Origin of the sequence: Pseudoduganella sp. R-31 (genome assembly GCF_049913235.1) — a bacterium.
Taxonomy (GTDB): domain Bacteria; phylum Pseudomonadota; class Gammaproteobacteria; order Burkholderiales; family Burkholderiaceae_D; genus Rugamonas.
Map to the genome: position 1 here is coordinate 1,450,458 of NZ_CP183986.1, position 16,418 is coordinate 1,466,875.

The window sequence follows — 16,418 nt, forward strand, 5'->3', positions numbered from 1 at the left end:
TTTTACTTTGTTCGACACCATGAAGAAATCCCGCTGGGCGGCGATTGCTGCCACCATGCTTGTAGCCGGCGCGTCGCAGGCCGCCGTCGAGCGCATCGAGATCACCGAACGCGTGCCGTTCGCGCCGGGCGTCAAGTTCGGCGAACACGGCGAGTATGAAAAGCTGCGCGGCATCGCTTACTTCTCGCTGAATCCCAAGGCCACGGCCAACCTGCCCATCGTCGACCTGAAACGCGCCCCGCGCGACAAGCGCGGCATGGTGCGTTTCTCCAGCGAGTTCGTCCTGCTGCGCCCCGTGAGCGGCAAGACCGGCACGCTGGTGTATGACGTCAACAACCGCGGCAATATCGTCGTGCTGGGCCAGCTCAATGGCAAGGCGCCGAAGAACAACGATCCAACGACGGCGGAAGATGCCGGCGACGGCTTCATGATGCGGCACGGCTTCAGCATGCTTTTCTCTGCCTGGACCTGGGACGTGGCGCCGTCGCCCGCCGGGGTGAAGCCCTTGATCTTCAAGGCGCCCGTGGTAAAAGGCCCGCGCGGCATGACGGCCAATGAATTCATCGCCGATGCCCCGGCCGAGGTGGCAAGCTACGCGGGCCTGCGCGGCATCGGCTACGAGCCTGCCACGCCGAACGATCCGGAAGCCGTGCTGACCGAGCGTACGCGCCAGGGCGACATCCGCCGCCCGATCGACCGCAACCGGTGGGAATTCGTGGAGCCGGAGCAGCCGGGCGGCCCGGGCCGCATCAAGTTGCAAGGCGGCTTCCAGCCCGGCACCATCTACGAAGTGCGCTACGAGGCAAAAGATCCGAAAGTGACCGGTGCCGGGCTGGCCGGCATCCGCGACCTGCTGGCCTACTTCCGCGACAACCAGGTGGAAGGCGGCTCCTTGCCCAAGACCGTGCTGATGTTCGGCTACAGCCAGTCGGCGCGCCTGATCGGGCGCATGCTGCACGACGGGCTGAACCTCGATGAGCAGGGCCGCATGGTGTTCGATGGCGCCTTGCTGGAAGTGCCGGGCGCCGGCGGATCGGGCGGTTTCAACAGCCGCTTCGTGCAGGTGACGCGCCACCCGTCGATGCTGGAAGAGCATGACTACCCGACCGACTCCTTCCCGTTCACCAGCACGCCGACGCGCGATCCGGTGACCGGCCGCGTGGCCTCTACGCTCGATCACGCGAAAGACAAGCACGGCCGCGTGCCGAAGCTCCTGATTGCCAACACCTCGGCGGAATTCTGGAACCGCGGCGCTTCGCTGCTGACCACCGCTCCGGATGGCGTGGGCGATGCCGCACCGGCCGCCAATGTGCGCGTGTACGGCCTGATGGGCGCCCAGCACTATGTCGGCCGCTCGCGCACCCGCGCACCGTTCACCGCCTGCGTCTCGACCACCAACTACTACCTGTCCTTGCGCGCCCTGATGCTGGCGCTGGACGGCTGGGCCAGCAAAGGCACGGCGCCGCCAGCGAGCGCCTATCCGCGCCTGGAAGACGGCACGCTGGTCTCCGTAGAGGCCTACCGCAAGGCTTTTCCCGCCGTCCCAGGCCTGATACCGCCGGAGCAGAGCCTGCGCGAGCCGCGCCTGGACCACGGCGCGCGCTTCCTGTCGCAGGGCATTGCCGACCTGGTGCCGCCGGCGCAGAAGATGGCCTTTGAAACCCGCGTCCCGGCGCCGGACGCCGACGGCAACGACCGCGGCGGCGTGCGCCTGGTGGAGCTGCAGGCGCCGCTCGGCACCCACACCGGTTGGAACCTGCGCGCGCCCGAGATAGGCTTTGCCTGGGCCACCTCGCGCTACGACGGCAGCTTCGTCCCGTTCGCCCGCACCGAAGCCGAACGCAAGGCCGCCAGCGATCCGCGTCCAAGCCTGCAGGCACGCTACCCCAATCGCGACGCCTTCATCGCCGCCACCCGCGCCGCCGCCGCACGCCAGGTCGCCGCGCGCCTGCTGCTGCAGGAAGACGTGGAACGCACGGTCGCCGAGCGCGCCGGCCTGTACGACCGCATCCTGGCGCGCGACCCGGCCGACCCAAGCTGCAATTACCTGTATCCCAATCAATGAAGAAGCTCAAGCTCCCAAATACTTTCGTCCTGCTGTTCATGATCCTGGCGCTGATCGCGCTGGCGACCTGGCTGGTCCCGGGAGGGAAGTACGAAACGCACCTGGTCAACGGCAAGCAGCTGGTCGACCCGGACACTTTCCATTACATCGAAAGCAAGCCGCAGGGCCTGGCCGCCCTGCTCATGGCGCCAATCAAGGGCTTCGCGGAGGCGGGGCTGATCATCGGCTTTGTCATGCTGACTGGCGGCGCCTTCAACGTGCTGCACAAGACGCAGGCGATCGATGCCATGATCAAGTCCATCGCCAAGGCGCATTCGCGTTCGAGCCTGGTGCGCGCGGCCCTGATCCCGGTGTTCGTGACGCTGTTTTCGATCGGCGGCGCCACATTCGGCATGAACGAGGAAGCGATTCCCTTCATCCTGATCTTCGTCCCGCTGGCGCTGGCGCTCGGCTATGACACCATCACCGGCGTATCGATTCCCTTCCTCGGTTCGCAGGTCGGCTTCTGCGCGGCTTTCCTGAACCCGTTCAATGTCGGCATCGCGCAGGGCATTGCCGGCGTACCGCTGTTCTCCGGCATCGGCTATCGCGTGATCGTGTGGTTCATTGCCACGGCCGTCACGATTGTCTTCCTGATGTGGTACGCAGCGCGCATCAAGCGCCATCCCGAAAAGAGCCCGACCTACCTGCTCGACATCGAAAAGCGCGCCGAAGGCGTGGTCGACTTCGGCGGCTTCGAAGGCATGACGGCGCGTCATCGCCTGGTGTTGTGGATCTTTGCCGCCTCGCTGGGCGGCATGGTGTTCGGCGTGGCCAAATTCGGCTGGTTCATCGAGGAGATCGGTGCGCTGTTCCTGGCCATGACCATCGTGGTGGCCCTGATCGGCCGCCTCGATTCCGATGAGGCGGTGGCAGCCTTCGTGCAGGGCGCGAAAGACCTGGTCGGCACCGGCCTGGTCATCGCACTGGCCCGCGGCACCATGGTGCTGGCACGCGATGCACACATCATCGACACCATGCTGCACGGCCTGATGCCGTTGGTCGCATCGTCCTCGCCAGTGTTCTCGGCGCAGAAGATGTTCCTGATCCAGTCGGTCATCAACTTCTTCATCCATTCCGGCAGCGGCCAGGCTGCGCTGACCATGCCGATCATGGCGCCGCTGGCCGACCTGGTCGGCGTGTCGCGCCAGACCGCCATCCTTGCCTTCCAGTTCGGCGAGTTCACCACGCCGATGATCCCGACCTCGGGCATCACGGTCGGCGTGCTGGCGCTGGCGCGCATTCCGTGGCTGACCTGGGCGCGCTGGATGGTGCCGCTGCAGCTGATTTACCTCGTCCTGGCGCTGGCCTTGCTGGTGCCGCCTTGCCTCATGAACTGGTAGGATGGCAGACATGGAAACCATCAAGCATCCGCTCTCCGCGCCCTATGGCACGGTGTATTACGAACTGACCAGCTACCACTTCGGCAAGGCGGGCGGCCCCAAGGCCTATATCCAGGCAGCGCTGCACGCTGACGAAGTGCCGGCCATGCTGGTGGCGCACGAGCTGCGCCAGCGCCTGCAAGCGCTCGAGGAGGCCGGCAAGGTCAAGGGCGAGGTGATCCTGGTGCCTGCGGCCAATCCGATCGGGCTGGCGCAAGTCATCAACGAGCGCCCGTTCGGGCGCTTTGACCTCAGCAACGGCATCAATTTCAACCGCGGCTATCCGCATTATTTCGAGCAGCTGAAGGCCAGGCTGAAGGGCCAGCTGGGCAGTGATGCCGACGCCAACGTGCGCACCATCCGCCGCCACCTGCGCGAACTGGCCGGGCAGTGGCAGCCTACATCGGATGCCACCACGCTCAAGAAAGCGCTGTTTGAAATGGCCATCGACGCCGATATCGTGCTCGACCTGCATTGCGAGAACGAGGGCGAGCTGCACCTGTACGTGGGCACCTCACTGTGCGAGGCGGCCCAGCCGCTGGCCAACCTGATGGGAGCCTGCGCCGTGCTGCACACCACCGGCGCCGGCGGCGAGCCGTTCGACGAAGCTTGCAGCCGCCTGTGGTGGGACCTGGCCGCGCATTTCGGCCCGGACTACCCGATTCCATCGGCCTGCATGGCGGCGACGGTCGAACTGCGCGGGGAAGTGGAAGTCAGCTACGAGCTCGCTGCACGGGACGCGGATGCCATCATCGGCTATCTGCACGTGCGCGGGCTGGTCGACGCGGGTGACGTCAAGGTGCCGCAGCAGGGCTGTGCGCCGACGCCGCTGGAAGGCACGCAGCGCCTCGATGCGCCGCATGCCGGCATGCTGGTCTACCTGAAGGAAGTCGGCGCCGCCGTGCGCGCCGGCGACGTGATCGCCGACCTGATCGACCCGGTCAGCGGCGATACCACCCAATTAAAATCGGAGGTCGACGGCGTGCTGTTCACGCGCCTGTCGCACCGCTACATCATCCGCGGCATGAACGTGGCCAAGATCGCAGGCGACAAGCCGTTCCGCAGCGGCAGCCTGCTGAGCCTCTAAGGCGTTTCGACAATCACGTTTTCGCGTGCGGCCGTGGTGGAGGCGATGATGCGCCACGGTCCGCCGGCCGTCTGGCGCCAGATGGTGATTTCAGCCGCCTTGTGCGGCTTGCCCGTTGCACGGGCGAGGAATTCGCCGCAGGCGATCTGGTACTGGATGCGGCCATCGTCCAGGACCATCCGGCTGGACGATACCGGCCCGCCGGCTTCGCGCCACCAGTCTTCCTTGTAGCTATCGTCCACGCCTGCTTCGTGCAGCGCATCTTCACGATCGAAGCGCATGAAACCGGCGTCCAGCTCGGGGCTCACAAAGGGGTAGGCGATCTCGGGGCGCCACTCGCAGCGTTCGCCCTCAACCACCGTGGTGCCGGCGAAACCGGTCATCGCCTTGCGGTCGGCCGGAATGCGCAAGTCGATATGGAAGTCGGCGGCCTGGAACCACCAGACCGGCGTCACCAGGTCGCTGCTGCCGTCGGCGCGCCAGATGCCCTTGCGGCGCCACAGCCCTTCGTATGCCTGCGGTACGCTCATTTCAAGTCTTCGGTTTCGAAATAGATGGTAGCGCCGACGGCTGCTGTATTCGCCTTCAGCGCCATGGCCAGGGCGTCGTTGCCGGCGGCCTTCATGCCCCATTTGCGCACCTGGACCGCAGCGGTCGGCGCACCCGGCTCGGCGTGGTAGGAAACGATATGGTCGAAGTCGGGACGGCCGTCGATTTCCTTGACGAGGAAGCGCTGTGCGCCGCTGCCGACTTGCATGTAGCGCGACATGCCGGCGTTGCGCGGCTTGCCGTCCAGCTGGCGGAACAACAGCACCTTGTCGATCACTACCGTGGCGCCTTTGTACTGGGCGCTGCCGCCGCGCTCGAAGTGGCCCTGCACCAGGTCGGCCTTGAATTCCTTGCGCGGCGCCTTGGCTTCCGGCGCCAGGGTGCTCAGCTCGAACTTCTCCGGGTCGATGGTCCACAGCGCATCCTTGCCGTCCAGGCGCTTGCGCAGTGCAGCATCGGTGGCCTGGTCGGCAATGTGGACTCGCAGGATCACCTGGTAGTCGTGTGGCGCATGAAACATCGGCAGGTGGGAGGCGTATAGCCCCTCCTGCCCGCCGAACAGAGCCATGCCGTGGGTGCCGTAGGTCTGGTCCGCCGCCTGCGAGGGCAGCAGCGGCAGGGTGCAAGTTGCCAGTATGGCGCCGGCAAGCGCGCGTCGGATGAAATTCATCCGGCCATTCTACCCCTTCAGGTCGGCGGGCACCTTGCCGCCATTTTCCTCCAGCTTGTGCATCACTTGCTTGTGCAGCCAGATATTCATGGCTGCCGAATCGCCGGAGTCGCCGGTGTAGTGCAGCTCCTGCGCCAGCTCCTTGCGGGCCTGCAGGCTGGAGTCGATGTCGAGCAGCTTGAGCAGGTCGACAATCGACGTGCGCCAGTTCAGCGGCTGGCCTGCCTGGGCGGCCTTGGCGTTGAGGATGGCTTCGACGTCGACCGGTTCCGCAGCGGCCGGCGCTGGGGCAGGCTGGGTCGGGATGGGGGCGGGCGTTGCCGCGGGCCCGCTCGGCGCAGTAGAGGGCGCACCAGAGGCCGGTGATGGGGCGGCCTCTTGATGCGACGACGGGAAAATCTTGTGGAAAATCTTGCTTAGGATGCCCATGTTTGCCTCGCTTTCATTTGCGGAAAAGCTTAACAAGCATGGGCTGGACGCAAAGTGCGCTGTCTAACCGTTGGAGCACCTTAGCGCGAGGTGATGTCCACGTTGCCCAGGTTATCGTCCGGCTTGCGGTCGATCAGTTTATTGTCCGGATCGATGCCTGCCTTGGCCGGGCGGCCGTTGACGACCAGCTTGAAGGTCGATTCGTTGCGGTCGACCAGCTTGCGTTCACGCAGCAGGACATTGTCGTCCTTGTCGTCGACGCCGATCTCGATCAGGTCGTGCAACGGGACTTCCTTTTCCGCACCCAGTTCGTCGGAACGCAGCTTGGCGGCATGCACCACCAGCGTGACATCGTATTTGCCGTCCGCGCGCTTCTGGGCGGTGGCGCTGACCAGGCGGTTGTCGAACAGCACGATGGCATTGAACAGGTCATCCACCAGGTAGGCCTGCTCCGGCGGCACGATGCGGCGCAAGCCGTCCACCAGCACCGTCACGCTTGGATACGGATCGCCGTGGTAGGAATACTTGCGCAGTAGTTCCGCCAGCAATTCGTTGACCTTGGCCTCGCCCACGATATCGGCCAGCAGGTACATGGCCAGGCTGCCCTTGTGGTAGTGGATGTAGTCCTGGTCTTCGTTATCGGCCAGCGGCAGTTCCTTCTTGTTCTCGGTGGCGCGGCCGAACAGGTATTTGTTCAGGTCATAGCGCAGGAAGCGGCGCATGCGCTGCGGGCCGAAGCTCTTCTTCATCACCATCAGCGCCGAGTATTCGGCCAGGGTTTCGCTCAGCACCGTGGCGCCGCGCGTGTTGCCCCCGATGAGCTGGTGCGCCCACCACTGGTGCGCTACTTCGTGCGCCGTGACGTAGGTCGGGTAGTCGATGTCTTTCGGGTTCTTGTCGTCCACGCGGGCGATAAAGCCCACCGCTTCCGAATACGGGATGGTGTTGGGGAACGATTGCGCATAGCGCTCATAGCGCGGGAATTCCACGATGCGCACGATCTTGTGCTGGTAGGGGCTGAAGTTGCGTGTGTAATAGTCGAGCGAATCCTTGACGCCCTTGACCATGCGCTCCAGGTTGTACTCGTGGCCCGGCTGGTAGTAGATCTCGATGCCGACATCCTGCCACCAGTCGTGCTTGACCGCGTAGCGGGCAGACTGGAAGGCGTAGAAGTTGAGGATCGGCTGTTCCATCTTGTAATGGAAGTAGCGGCGGCCGTTCTTGCGCCACTCCTTGACCAGCGCACCGGGCGCCACGGCAGTCTGGTCGCCGGCAGTGCCCAGGGTCGCTTCAAAGCCGACCCAGTCGGCATCGGCGCCGATGTAGTTGCTGGCCAGGCCTTTCGGATCGTCGCGCGGGAGCTTGCGTTCCTGCGCCGGCAAGCCGTGTTTCTTGCGGTCGCGCGGATCGGTCAGTTCGGCGTGGCGCTGGTAGCCGATGTGCGGCAGCACGGTGTTGTTGAAGAAGGTACCGTTGTTCATCACCGGCGTGGTCTTGCCGAGGTTGAAGAAGCCTTTCGGTTCGTAGCTCAGTACAAAATCCAGCGTGATCTTTTCGCCCGGTTGCAGCGGCCGCTCCAGGCGATAGCTGTAAAAGCCAAGCTCCGTGTCGTTCAGGACGCGGAACGCCTTGCGGCCGAATTGCAAGGGCTGCAGGTCCGCGTCGGTGTCCTGCTGCACGTAGATGGTGCTGATCGGCTGCAGGGTCTTGTTCTCGAGCTGGTACCAGCCTTTCACTTTCAGGGTGCGCTGCTCAGGGTACATGTCCAGGCCAAGGCGCACGTCGGTGATGCGCGGCTGGGCCACGTCCAGCACCTGCTTGTACTTGCGTTCATAATCGGCGCGCAATGCGTCGCGCCCGAAGTGGGTCTTGAAATTGTTGACGCACAGGTTGTAGGACAGCACGCCGCCGGCACCGACGAACACGGCCAGGCCGACGCCGAAGGCGCCCAGCACCGGCAGCGTCAATCCGTGGCGCGCCAGGCTGACGCGCTGGCGCCATTCCTCGTTGGTGCCGCGCGGCCAGAACACCACGGTCAGCACCATCAGCATCACGGCGGCGCCGGCCCAATACAAGTCGAACCAGCGCTCGCGCACCATGAAGTGGCCGAAGCCATTCATGTCGGAGTAGGGCAGTTCCGGCGTCACGCCGTACATGAGCAAAGGATGGTCGAGACCGAGGGTGGCGAAGGTGATCGTCGCCACGTAGTAGACGATCATCACGAAGTAGGCCACGTATTTGTGGTTCACCAGCACCTGGGTGGCGATCGCCAGCACGGCAATCAGGGCGCAGGCCGGCAGTTGCACGGTGAACAGCCATTCGAAATACAGGCCGGGCTGCAGGTTGAAGTAGCCGCGGAAAAGCTGAATCGACATGCCGACCAGCATGACGATGAACAGCAACAGCGCCTGCACGCCGATCAGGCCAAACAGCTTGGACAGGATGGGCAGCCAGCTCGGCACTGGCATCGCGTCCAGCATTTGCGACATGCGGTGTTCGCGCTCGCGCCACACCAATTCGCCGGCATAGAAGGTGGTCACCACCAGCATGAATAGCGAGAAGGTGTTCGTCACCATTTCCAGCACCAGGTAGGTGACAGGATAGGTGCCGGTGCCGTACATCGAGCCCATGTCCAGCGAACCGGCATACATGGTCAGCACGCCGGCCAATACGATGACGAAGAAGTAGATGTTCTTGGTGGTCTCGCGCAGGTTCAGGTAGCTGAAGCGCATCAGCAGCAGGCCAAGGCTGCGCGCCTTGAAGTCCGGTTTCTCGTTGGTCGAGGCGGCAACCTGGGTCAGGTTGGCCGGCAGGTCGCTGTCGGTGCGCGCCGCTGCGCCGCTATCGACCGTGCTGACGAAGTGGAAGCGCCAGTAGCCAAGCAGCAGCGCCACCAGCGCGAAGGAAGACCAGATCACGCGGTTCAGCAGGAATACGCCTTCCGGCAGCACCAGGCGCACGTTGCGTTCGGCGATCGGCCAGTATTCGGTGAGGCGGATCACGGCAGTGGTGCCGAATGGATCGATCAGCGCGGCCAGCGTCTTGTAGTCAAGGTCGCGCGCCAGGCCCGGCGCCACGATATAGCCGACCAGCATGACCACGCTCGACACGTACACCGGCAGCATGCGCCGCGTCAGCGCCGCCAGCACGAAGAAGATGGCGCCGAAGATGAACAGGTTGGGCAGCAGCGACAGCGCGTAAGGCAGCAGGTAGTGCAGCAGGTTGAAGGGGCCGAGGCGCTCCGGATCGATGCCCGGCACCTGCGTGCCAAGCCACACGCCAAGCGGAATCGAGGCGAACACCACGCACAGCACCAGCCAGGCGCCGAGGAAGCGGCCCAGCATGTACTGGAATTTGCGGATCGGGGCGGAAAAGAAGAAGTGGTGGGTCTCGTACTCGAAGTCCTGCTGCACCGAGCGCCCCATCATGGCGGCGACGATGATCACGCCCATGCAGCCGAGGAAGGACGAAGTCAGCATGATCGAGCGCGGCGCATTGATGAACACGCGGCCGCCAAAACTGACGATGGCTTCCTTGAACACGCCGCCGGCGGCGGCCATCCACAGGATGGCCAGCAGCAGGAACATGCCGAAGTAGACCCAGGTCGAGAACAGCTTCAGGCGCTGCTTCGCTTCAAAGAGGGCAATGGCGAACATGGCGGCCCCGGTCAGTCGCAGGCTTTGCTGACGTCGTGGCGGCCGAGGATGGTCGCGAAATACAGGTCTTCCAGGTCGCCCAGCGCTTCCTCGAAGCCGTCGCCCGGATCGTCGTCGTTGTAGACGTGGATCAGGGTGCGGCCGGACATCAGGCGGGTCGAGATCACGGCATGGCGCTGCTGGAAATAGGACAGCTCCTTCTTGTCGATGAAGCGCGCCCAGATCTTGCAGCTCACGTCATCGATCAGTTGCTGGGTGGCGCCTGCCACCATCAGCTTGCCTTTGTTGATGATGGCCATATTGGCGCACAGGTCGGCCACGTCGGACACGATGTGGGTCGACAGGATCACGGTGCGGTCTTCGCCGATATCGGACAAGAGGTTGTGGAAGCGCACGCGCTCCTGCGGGTCCAGGCCGGCGGTCGGTTCGTCGACGATGATCAGTTTCGGGTCGCCCAGCAGGGCCTGCGCGATGCCGAAGCGCTGGCGCATGCCGCCGGAGAAGCCGCCCAGGCGCTGGTTGCGCACTTCGAACAGGTTGGTCTGCTGCAGCAGGCCGTCGACCACTTCCCGGCGGCGGGAACGATTGGACAAGCCTTTCAGGATCGCGAAATGGTCGAGCATTTCATAGGCGGTGACTTTCGGGTAGACGCCAAAATCCTGCGGCAGGTAGCCGAGCAGGCGGCGGATTTCGTCCTTTTCATCCAGCACATCCAGGTCGCCGAAGAACACCGATCCGGAATCGCATTCCTGCAGGGTCGCCAAGGTACGCATCAGGGTCGACTTGCCGGCGCCGTTCGGGCCCAGCAGGCCGAACATGCCGGACGGGATGGTCAGCGACACGTTGTCGAGCGCGACGACCCCATTGGCATAGGTCTTCGATAAATTCTTGATGCGCAATTGCATGGCGGCTCCGCTAACCCCTTTTCACATGATGGCATTGTATTGAATGCGCGACATATCGGTTGCCCGCATGCGATAGCCCGCACATTCAGCGCCCCAGGATGCACTTTCCGGGGAGCGAAAAGTGCGCTTCCGGCCTTGGTTTAGCACTAAAGTTTCAAGGGTAACAAGTCTGATACCCCCGCGCAAGGAACAAATCTGGACAAAAGTGCTATATAGTTCCTTGACATGCAAGTACACCATCCAAAACTCGACGCTGCTATACAGGAGAAGATCCTGACGGTGACCCGTTGCGGGCTGACGGCCAGCGAGTCCACCGGCTTTTTCCGCACCGCGATCGGGCTGTATTACCTGGCCAGCTTGATGACCAAGGAGCAGCTGGATTTCAAGGCGCTGGACAAGGCCTTCAACCGTTTCGTCTACCGCTCGATAGGCGGCGGGCATAGCATGACCAGCATCCTGCAGTTCCTGAGCGGCGGGAAGGTGGTGGAGGTGTTGGACTCGCCGCGCTTCATGCGGGCCATGGCGGACTACCTGCCGGAAGTGCCGGTCGATTCGATTCCCTTCCTGCTGGGCCTGAACCTGGGCGTGGCAAAAGACATCTCAAAGATCGATGCCCGCGGGCCGGTCGCCGATTGGCTGGAGAAGCAGCGCATCCAGCGGGAGGGCAACTGATGCGTATCCTGATTACTGGTGCCACGACGTGGCATGACGAAAGTGCGATCCGGCGCGAACTGACCGCACTCGGCAATGTAGGCTCGGTAGTTACCGGGGATACACCCGGCATTGACGCCTTGGCGATTTCAGTGGCTCATGAACTGGGCATCGAGATCGATTCCATGAAGAAGAGCCGGGCTGTCTACAAGGCTTTTCCTGGCGAAGGCTGGAAGGGCCTGAACGTTCGCATGATGGCGACGGGTGTCGACCTGGTGCTGGCATTCCATGCCGACTTTGATACCCCGGGCTGTGCTCGCGGCACCAGGCATGCGGTCGAGTTGGCGCAGCAGGCCGGAATCGAAGTACGCGTGTGCCGGGCTTGAGGACACCCTATAATGAGGCTTTCCGAACAAGCTGGATAAATCGTCATGAACCGCTACCATAGTCCCCTCGACCGTTTCATCACTGGCGCCGACAAGGCTTTGCGCGTGCTGGCTGGCGTGCATTCGGCATCGCGTCCGAATCCGGCGGTGCATGCGGCAGATGCGGAGATGACGGAGCAGGAGCATCGCCATAGCGCGGGCCTGATGCGGGTGAACCATGTGGGCGAGGTGATGGCGCAGGCGCTATACAACTCGCAGGCGCGCTTTGCCAAGAGCGATGAGGCGCGTGCGGCCTTCGACAAGGCCAGCCGGGAAGAGGAAGATCACCTGGCATGGTGCGCGCAGCGTTTGTCGGAGCTGGGCTCGCAACCGAGCTTCCTGAACCCCTTGTTCTATGCCGGCGCTTATGCGCTGGGCACGGCTGCTGCGCTGGCGGGCGATAAGCAAAGCCTGGGTTTCGTGGTGGAGACCGAGCGCCAGGTTGAAGCGCATTTGGCAAGCCACCTGGACCGCTTGCCGCCGCAGGATGCCAAGTCCCGCGCCATCGTGGAGCAAATGCGCGTCGATGAAATCGCGCACGGCAAGGCAGCGGAAGACATGGGCGCCGAGAAAACGCCGCTGCCTATCCAGCTTGCGATGAAAGCCATGTCGAAGGTCATGACTTCGACCACCTATTACATCTGATGGGGCATGTTCAGAAAAATCCGGCAGCTTTCAATGCCCACCCGATAATTGCCAGCAAGTTCGTGACTGTCAGGCCTGCGACCCAATAGATCAGTTTTTCGAAGTCTAGACGTAACTGAAGTTGTTCGGCGTGTATTTCGTTGAAACGTTCGTCGACTTTGCCTCGCAAAAGCGTGAGCTCTTCCTTCAAAGTATCCACAGTCACCTCTAGCTTAACGATACGTGGCTCGTAGTCCATATTGCCTCCCTTGACAGATTTAGACTCTGCCGCAGTTTGTGGCGGGAGGCTTTGAGCTTGGACAGGAAGGAGCGCGGAAAGTTCCGCGTCAGGTAATTGACGTGAATTCGCGGTTGAGCGCCGCGTGGTATTCGCTCAGTGCCTTGGCACGCGGCGTGCCTTCGTTTTCCCAGGCGATGGCGTTGTCGATGCGTTTGATCACGGTCGGCAGGGTGGCGGTCCAGTCATCCTTGCGCAGCAGGCGGCGGCTGGCGGAGTCCAGTTCTTCGGAAGGCGCGTTGCGCCAGCTGATGTGGCGCACCAGGTTCAGGGCGAACGGGGGACACGTCAGCGATTCGAAGGCCAGCGCGCCGACCTGCCGGCCAGTCAACTGCAAGGCGCCGCGCTTGAACCAGACGTAGGCCAGTGCGAGCAGCGCGGCTGCATAGAATAGCAGGATGCCGGCGGCGATTGCCACGTTGCCGTAGCGGGAGAACAGGCCGGCTGGGACAAGGCCGAACAGGGACAGCGCCATCAGCCAGATAAACGGCGCCAGCACCTTGTAGGGGCCGAACGAAGGCGGCGTCCAGCGCTGCGAGGCCGGGGCCGCAGCGACCACCTGCTGTTTCCAGCGCAGCGGGAACAGAGGGCGGTGCGGCAGCAGGGGATTCGGCACAAACGGCTCCTTGCCGCGCAAGGTGTAATGCTCGGCACCGAAATGCAGCGACCAGCGGCCACCCAGGGTGGCCGCCAGCACGCCTTCATTCGAATGCAGCAGCCGCGCCGAGTCGTACAGGTAGAGGCCAGCCATGGCCGCTACCAGCAGGATTTCGGCGTGGAAGGCAATCAATTGCTGGTTTCTTTCTTCTTGAACAGCGACTTCAGGCCAGCGACGGCTGCCACGCCAGCGACTGCAACCAGTTTCCACATCTTGGCCAGGAACAGGGCCGCGGCAGCCCAGAAGCCTTTCTTGGTCGCGATGACAGCGGCGCCGCCGGTCACCAGGGCGGCCAGGCCGAATTCGGCAACGTGGTCGCCCGGCTTGAACTCGGAGTACTTTTCACCGTCGTTGTAATCGAAGCCGGTCAGCACTTTGCGGAAGCTCGCCACGTCGGCGTCCAGCGTTTCAGGCGAGGACACCAGGGTCGCGCTCATCACGCCGCTGCGGCCCAGCAGGCGGATGGTGTAGTTCAGCGAAACGCCGTGATCCGAGCGCAGCTTCAGGCCCCATTCCAGTTGCTTGGTCTTTTCGTCGTAGTGCGGCGGAACGTACCAGCCTTCGGTGTACAGGGCTCCCAGGCCGAGACGCTTGCGTTCTTCGTTGGCTGGCTCGTCGCTTTCCTTCAGGGTTTTCAGCAGCGCGTCGGCATCGATCTTGTCGCCTTCCTTGACGTAGCCGCTCTGGTCGAAGGTGAAGGTGGCCCACCAGCCGCCCTCGGTGTCCAGGATGGTGTAGTTGCCGTCTTCCGGCAGGTTGCCGGTCAGCTCCAGGAAGCGACGCGAGTTCTTGTCGTCCAGGAATTGCACTTTATCGCTTGGCGTTTTCAGGGTGGCCTTGCCGGCGATGGCTTCGGCGCGCGGGCCGGTGTGCCAATCCAGCTTGTCGAATTCCGCCTTGCGCTGCTCTGCAGTCATGTCGGCCATGGCAAATACCGGCACCAGTGCAAGCGCAATCACCCAGTTACGAATCTTCATTGTTATTCCCCGTTGAGTTATTTTGGATAAACCCAAGAGGATAGCAGCAGGGACGCCGTCCAAAATGCGTACTTTCTCACATCCGCAGGCTGCGTTCAATGGCGCCGGAAGCCGCGGCCTTCAGCAGGCGCTGGAATTTTGGGCACTCGGCATGGCTCGGCGCAGGGCAGGCCGCCGCGTGGCGCAACCCTTCGCTCATCGCCTTGAGGCGCTTGGCCAGGGCCTCGATCTCTTCCGCCTTGGACAGAAGGAAGGCGCGGTCGATGGACGTGCCGCCGTCTGGCGTGAACATCGAGCCGATTTCGTCCAGCGACAGGCCGGCTGACTGGCCCAGCGAAATGATGGCCAGCGTGTCGAGCACGCCCGGCGCATAGGTGCGCCGCAAGCCGTTGCGGCCCACCGGCTTGATCAGGCCTTTTTTCTCGTAATAGCGCAGCGTGGAGGCGGCCATGCCCGAGCGCTGCGCGACTTCGGCGATATCCATCAAAAATCCCTTGACTTGAAGTTGACTTCAACTTCTACAGTGTGCACATCAACCACGGAGATTGCAATGGAAATCATCATCATCGGCATTGGCGCCACCATCGTGTTCGACTTGTGGCTGGTCCTGCTCAAGCGCATGGGCGTGAAGACTATGAACATGGCCTTCATCGGCCGTTGGGCCGGGCACCTGGCGCAGGGCCGCTTCGCACATGACTCGATTGCGGCTTCGCCGGCGGTCGGCGGCGAGCACGCGCTGGGATGGCTGGTGCATTACGCAACGGGCGTGGCGTTTGCCGGCGCGCTGGTAGCGGTGGCGGGCCAGGGCTGGCTGCATGCGCCGAGCATCGGCCCGGCGCTGGCAGTCGGCATCGCCACCGTCGGAGCGCCGCTGTTCGTGATGCAGCCTTCGATGGGACTGGGCATCGCGTCCAGCAAAACGCCGGCGCCGCTGAAGAACTGCCTGCGCAGCGTCGCCAATCACACCGTCTTCGGACTTGGTCTTTATCTTTCCGCCTTACTCATAAAAGGAATCGCGCAATGAAGAAACTCGCAGTGATCTACCACAGCGCCCACGGCCACACGGAGCATATCGCCTCGCATATCGCGCAAGGCGCAGCCGTCGTGCCAGGAATGGTGGTGCATGTGCTAAAGGCATCGGAGCTGGCAGCGGCGCCGGATGCGCTCCTGCAGTACGATGGCATGCTGCTTGGCTCGCCGACCTATCTTGGCGGCGTGTCGGGCGTGTTCAAGACCTTCATGGATGCCACCGGCAAGATGTGGCGCTCGCAGCAGCTGAAAGGCAAGCTGGCGGGTGGCTTCACGGTATCGTCGCTGCCAGCGGGGGACAAGCAATCGACGCTGGTGTCGATGTTCACCTTCTGCATGCAGCACGGGATGATCTGGGCCGGCAATCCCATCCTGCCGGAGCAGCATTCAGGCGTGCCTTACGACGAAGCTGCCAATCGCCTGGGGTCTTGGTCCGGCCTGATGGCGCAGGCCGGGCACGGCACGGCGGCGCATGAATTCCCTGCGGGGGACATCAAGACCGCCCGCATGTTCGGGCAGGGTTTTGCCGAGACCTTGATCAGGCTTCGATGATTTCGAAGCTGTGGGTGATCTGCGCCGTCTTGGCCAGCATGATGCTGGCGGAGCAGTACTTGTCGTGGGACAGGGTGATGGCGCGGTCGACCACTTCCGGCTTCAGGTCCTTGCCGGTGACGACGAAGTGGAAGTTGATCCTGGTGAAAACCTTGGGCTCGGTCTCGGCGCGTTCGGCTTGCAGCACCACTTCGCAACCGCGTACGTCGGCACGGCCCTTCTTCAGGATCAGCACCACGTCGTAGGCGGTGCAGCCGCCGGTACCCAGCAACACCATCTCCATCGGGCGCGGCGCCAGGTTATGGCCGCCGCCTTCCGGGGCGCCGTCCATGGCGACCATGTGGCCAGAACCGGTCTGGGCGCGGAAACTCATGCCCGACGGGCCATTCCAGCTAACTTTAACTTCCATCTGAACTCTCCGT

18 protein-coding genes are annotated in these 16,418 nt (G+C 63.3%); 8 read left to right on the forward strand and 10 right to left on the reverse strand.

Annotated features, from left to right (window positions below; all coding sequences use genetic code 11):
- Nucleotides 1-19 precede the first annotated feature (19 nt).
- Genes ACN9MY_RS06665 through ACN9MY_RS06675 form a run of 3 tightly spaced genes read left to right on the forward strand, consistent with a single transcriptional unit; the run spans nt 20 to nt 4,573 of the window.
- Complete coding sequence (locus ACN9MY_RS06665; protein ID WP_426337034.1) at nt 20-2,065, forward strand: alpha/beta hydrolase domain-containing protein; 2,046 nt, start codon at nt 20-22, stop codon at nt 2,063-2,065.
- On the forward strand, nt 2,062-3,447 hold the full coding sequence (locus ACN9MY_RS06670; RefSeq protein ID WP_426337035.1) for a YfcC family protein: 1,386 nt from the start codon (nt 2,062-2,064) through the stop codon (nt 3,445-3,447). The genes ACN9MY_RS06665 and ACN9MY_RS06670 overlap by 4 nt, the downstream gene beginning before the upstream one ends.
- 10 nt (nt 3,448-3,457) lie before the next feature.
- Complete coding sequence (locus ACN9MY_RS06675; protein WP_426337036.1) at nt 3,458-4,573, forward strand: succinylglutamate desuccinylase/aspartoacylase family protein; 1,116 nt, start codon at nt 3,458-3,460, stop codon at nt 4,571-4,573.
- Here the strand turns inward: ACN9MY_RS06675 and ACN9MY_RS06680 are convergent.
- The 5 genes from ACN9MY_RS06680 to ACN9MY_RS06700 all read right to left on the reverse strand — a co-directional run bounded on the left by ACN9MY_RS06680 (nt 4,570) and on the right by ACN9MY_RS06700 (nt 10,782).
- Nucleotides 4,570-5,103 (reverse strand): hypothetical protein, encoded by a 534-nt coding sequence (locus tag ACN9MY_RS06680; protein WP_426168776.1) that lies wholly within the window; start codon nt 5,101-5,103, stop codon nt 4,570-4,572. The two genes, ACN9MY_RS06675 and ACN9MY_RS06680, sit on opposite strands and share 4 nt — an antisense overlap.
- A complete protein-coding gene (locus ACN9MY_RS06685) occupies nt 5,100-5,792 on the reverse strand; it encodes a hypothetical protein (protein WP_426168778.1) in 693 nt (230 codons plus the stop codon). Before ACN9MY_RS06685 ends, ACN9MY_RS06680 begins: the two co-directional genes overlap by 4 nt.
- A 9-nt stretch (nt 5,793-5,801) precedes the next feature.
- A complete protein-coding gene (locus tag ACN9MY_RS06690) occupies nt 5,802-6,221 on the reverse strand; it encodes a DUF3597 domain-containing protein (RefSeq protein WP_426168780.1) in 420 nt (139 codons plus the stop codon).
- 80 nt (nt 6,222-6,301) lie between these two features.
- On the reverse strand, nt 6,302-9,877 hold the full coding sequence (locus ACN9MY_RS06695) for a M1 family aminopeptidase (protein ID WP_426337037.1): 3,576 nt from the start codon (nt 9,875-9,877) through the stop codon (nt 6,302-6,304).
- Between the two features lie 11 nt (nt 9,878-9,888).
- Complete coding sequence (locus ACN9MY_RS06700; RefSeq protein WP_426168785.1) at nt 9,889-10,782, reverse strand: ABC transporter ATP-binding protein; 894 nt, start codon at nt 10,780-10,782, stop codon at nt 9,889-9,891.
- Between the two features lie 225 nt (nt 10,783-11,007).
- On the opposite strand from ACN9MY_RS06700, the gene ACN9MY_RS06705 reads away from it, so the two are divergent.
- From ACN9MY_RS06705 to coq7, 3 genes are read left to right on the forward strand one after another with little or no spacing between them, the layout of a single operon-like run.
- A complete protein-coding gene (locus tag ACN9MY_RS06705; protein WP_426321259.1) occupies nt 11,008-11,454 on the forward strand; it encodes a hypothetical protein in 447 nt (148 codons plus the stop codon).
- On the forward strand, nt 11,454-11,819 hold the full coding sequence (locus ACN9MY_RS06710) for a hypothetical protein (RefSeq protein ID WP_426337038.1): 366 nt from the start codon (nt 11,454-11,456) through the stop codon (nt 11,817-11,819). Before ACN9MY_RS06705 ends, ACN9MY_RS06710 begins: the two co-directional genes overlap by 1 nt.
- Before the next feature lie 45 nt (nt 11,820-11,864).
- Complete coding sequence (gene coq7, locus ACN9MY_RS06715) at nt 11,865-12,503, forward strand: 2-polyprenyl-3-methyl-6-methoxy-1,4-benzoquinone monooxygenase (protein ID WP_426321263.1); 639 nt, start codon at nt 11,865-11,867, stop codon at nt 12,501-12,503.
- Between the two features lie 10 nt (nt 12,504-12,513).
- Here coq7 and ACN9MY_RS06720 read toward each other — a convergent pair whose 3' ends face one another.
- From ACN9MY_RS06720 to ACN9MY_RS06735, 4 genes are all read right to left on the reverse strand, one after another.
- The gene (locus tag ACN9MY_RS06720; protein WP_426168797.1) at nt 12,514-12,741 is read right to left on the reverse strand and encodes a hypothetical protein; all 228 of its coding nucleotides are present in this window, start codon (nt 12,739-12,741) and stop codon (nt 12,514-12,516) included.
- 88 nt (nt 12,742-12,829) lie between these two features.
- Complete coding sequence (locus ACN9MY_RS06725) at nt 12,830-13,570, reverse strand: hypothetical protein (protein WP_426168800.1); 741 nt, start codon at nt 13,568-13,570, stop codon at nt 12,830-12,832.
- The gene (locus ACN9MY_RS06730; protein WP_426168802.1) at nt 13,567-14,415 is read right to left on the reverse strand and encodes a DUF2167 domain-containing protein; all 849 of its coding nucleotides are present in this window, start codon (nt 14,413-14,415) and stop codon (nt 13,567-13,569) included. The genes ACN9MY_RS06725 and ACN9MY_RS06730 overlap by 4 nt, the downstream gene beginning before the upstream one ends.
- 76 nt (nt 14,416-14,491) lie before the next feature.
- Nucleotides 14,492-14,899: a helix-turn-helix domain-containing protein gene (locus ACN9MY_RS06735; protein ID WP_426168805.1), complete on the reverse strand. Its 408-nt coding sequence runs from the start codon at nt 14,897-14,899 to the stop codon at nt 14,492-14,494.
- Between the two features lie 66 nt (nt 14,900-14,965).
- Here ACN9MY_RS06735 and ACN9MY_RS06740 point away from each other — a divergent pair, with 66 nt between their 5' ends.
- Both ACN9MY_RS06740 and ACN9MY_RS06745 read left to right on the forward strand, forming a co-directional pair.
- Nucleotides 14,966-15,439, forward strand: coding sequence for a DUF2938 domain-containing protein (locus ACN9MY_RS06740; protein WP_426168808.1), 474 nt, complete (start codon nt 14,966-14,968; stop codon nt 15,437-15,439).
- Entirely contained in the window at nt 15,436-15,996 is a 561-nt protein-coding gene (locus ACN9MY_RS06745) for a flavodoxin family protein (RefSeq protein ID WP_426168810.1), read from the forward strand. Before ACN9MY_RS06740 ends, ACN9MY_RS06745 begins: the two co-directional genes overlap by 4 nt.
- Here the strand turns inward: ACN9MY_RS06745 and ACN9MY_RS06750 are convergent.
- Nucleotides 15,983-16,405: an OsmC family protein gene (locus ACN9MY_RS06750; protein ID WP_426168813.1), complete on the reverse strand. Its 423-nt coding sequence runs from the start codon at nt 16,403-16,405 to the stop codon at nt 15,983-15,985. The two genes, ACN9MY_RS06745 and ACN9MY_RS06750, sit on opposite strands and share 14 nt — an antisense overlap.
- Nucleotides 16,406-16,418: the final 13 nt, after the last annotated feature.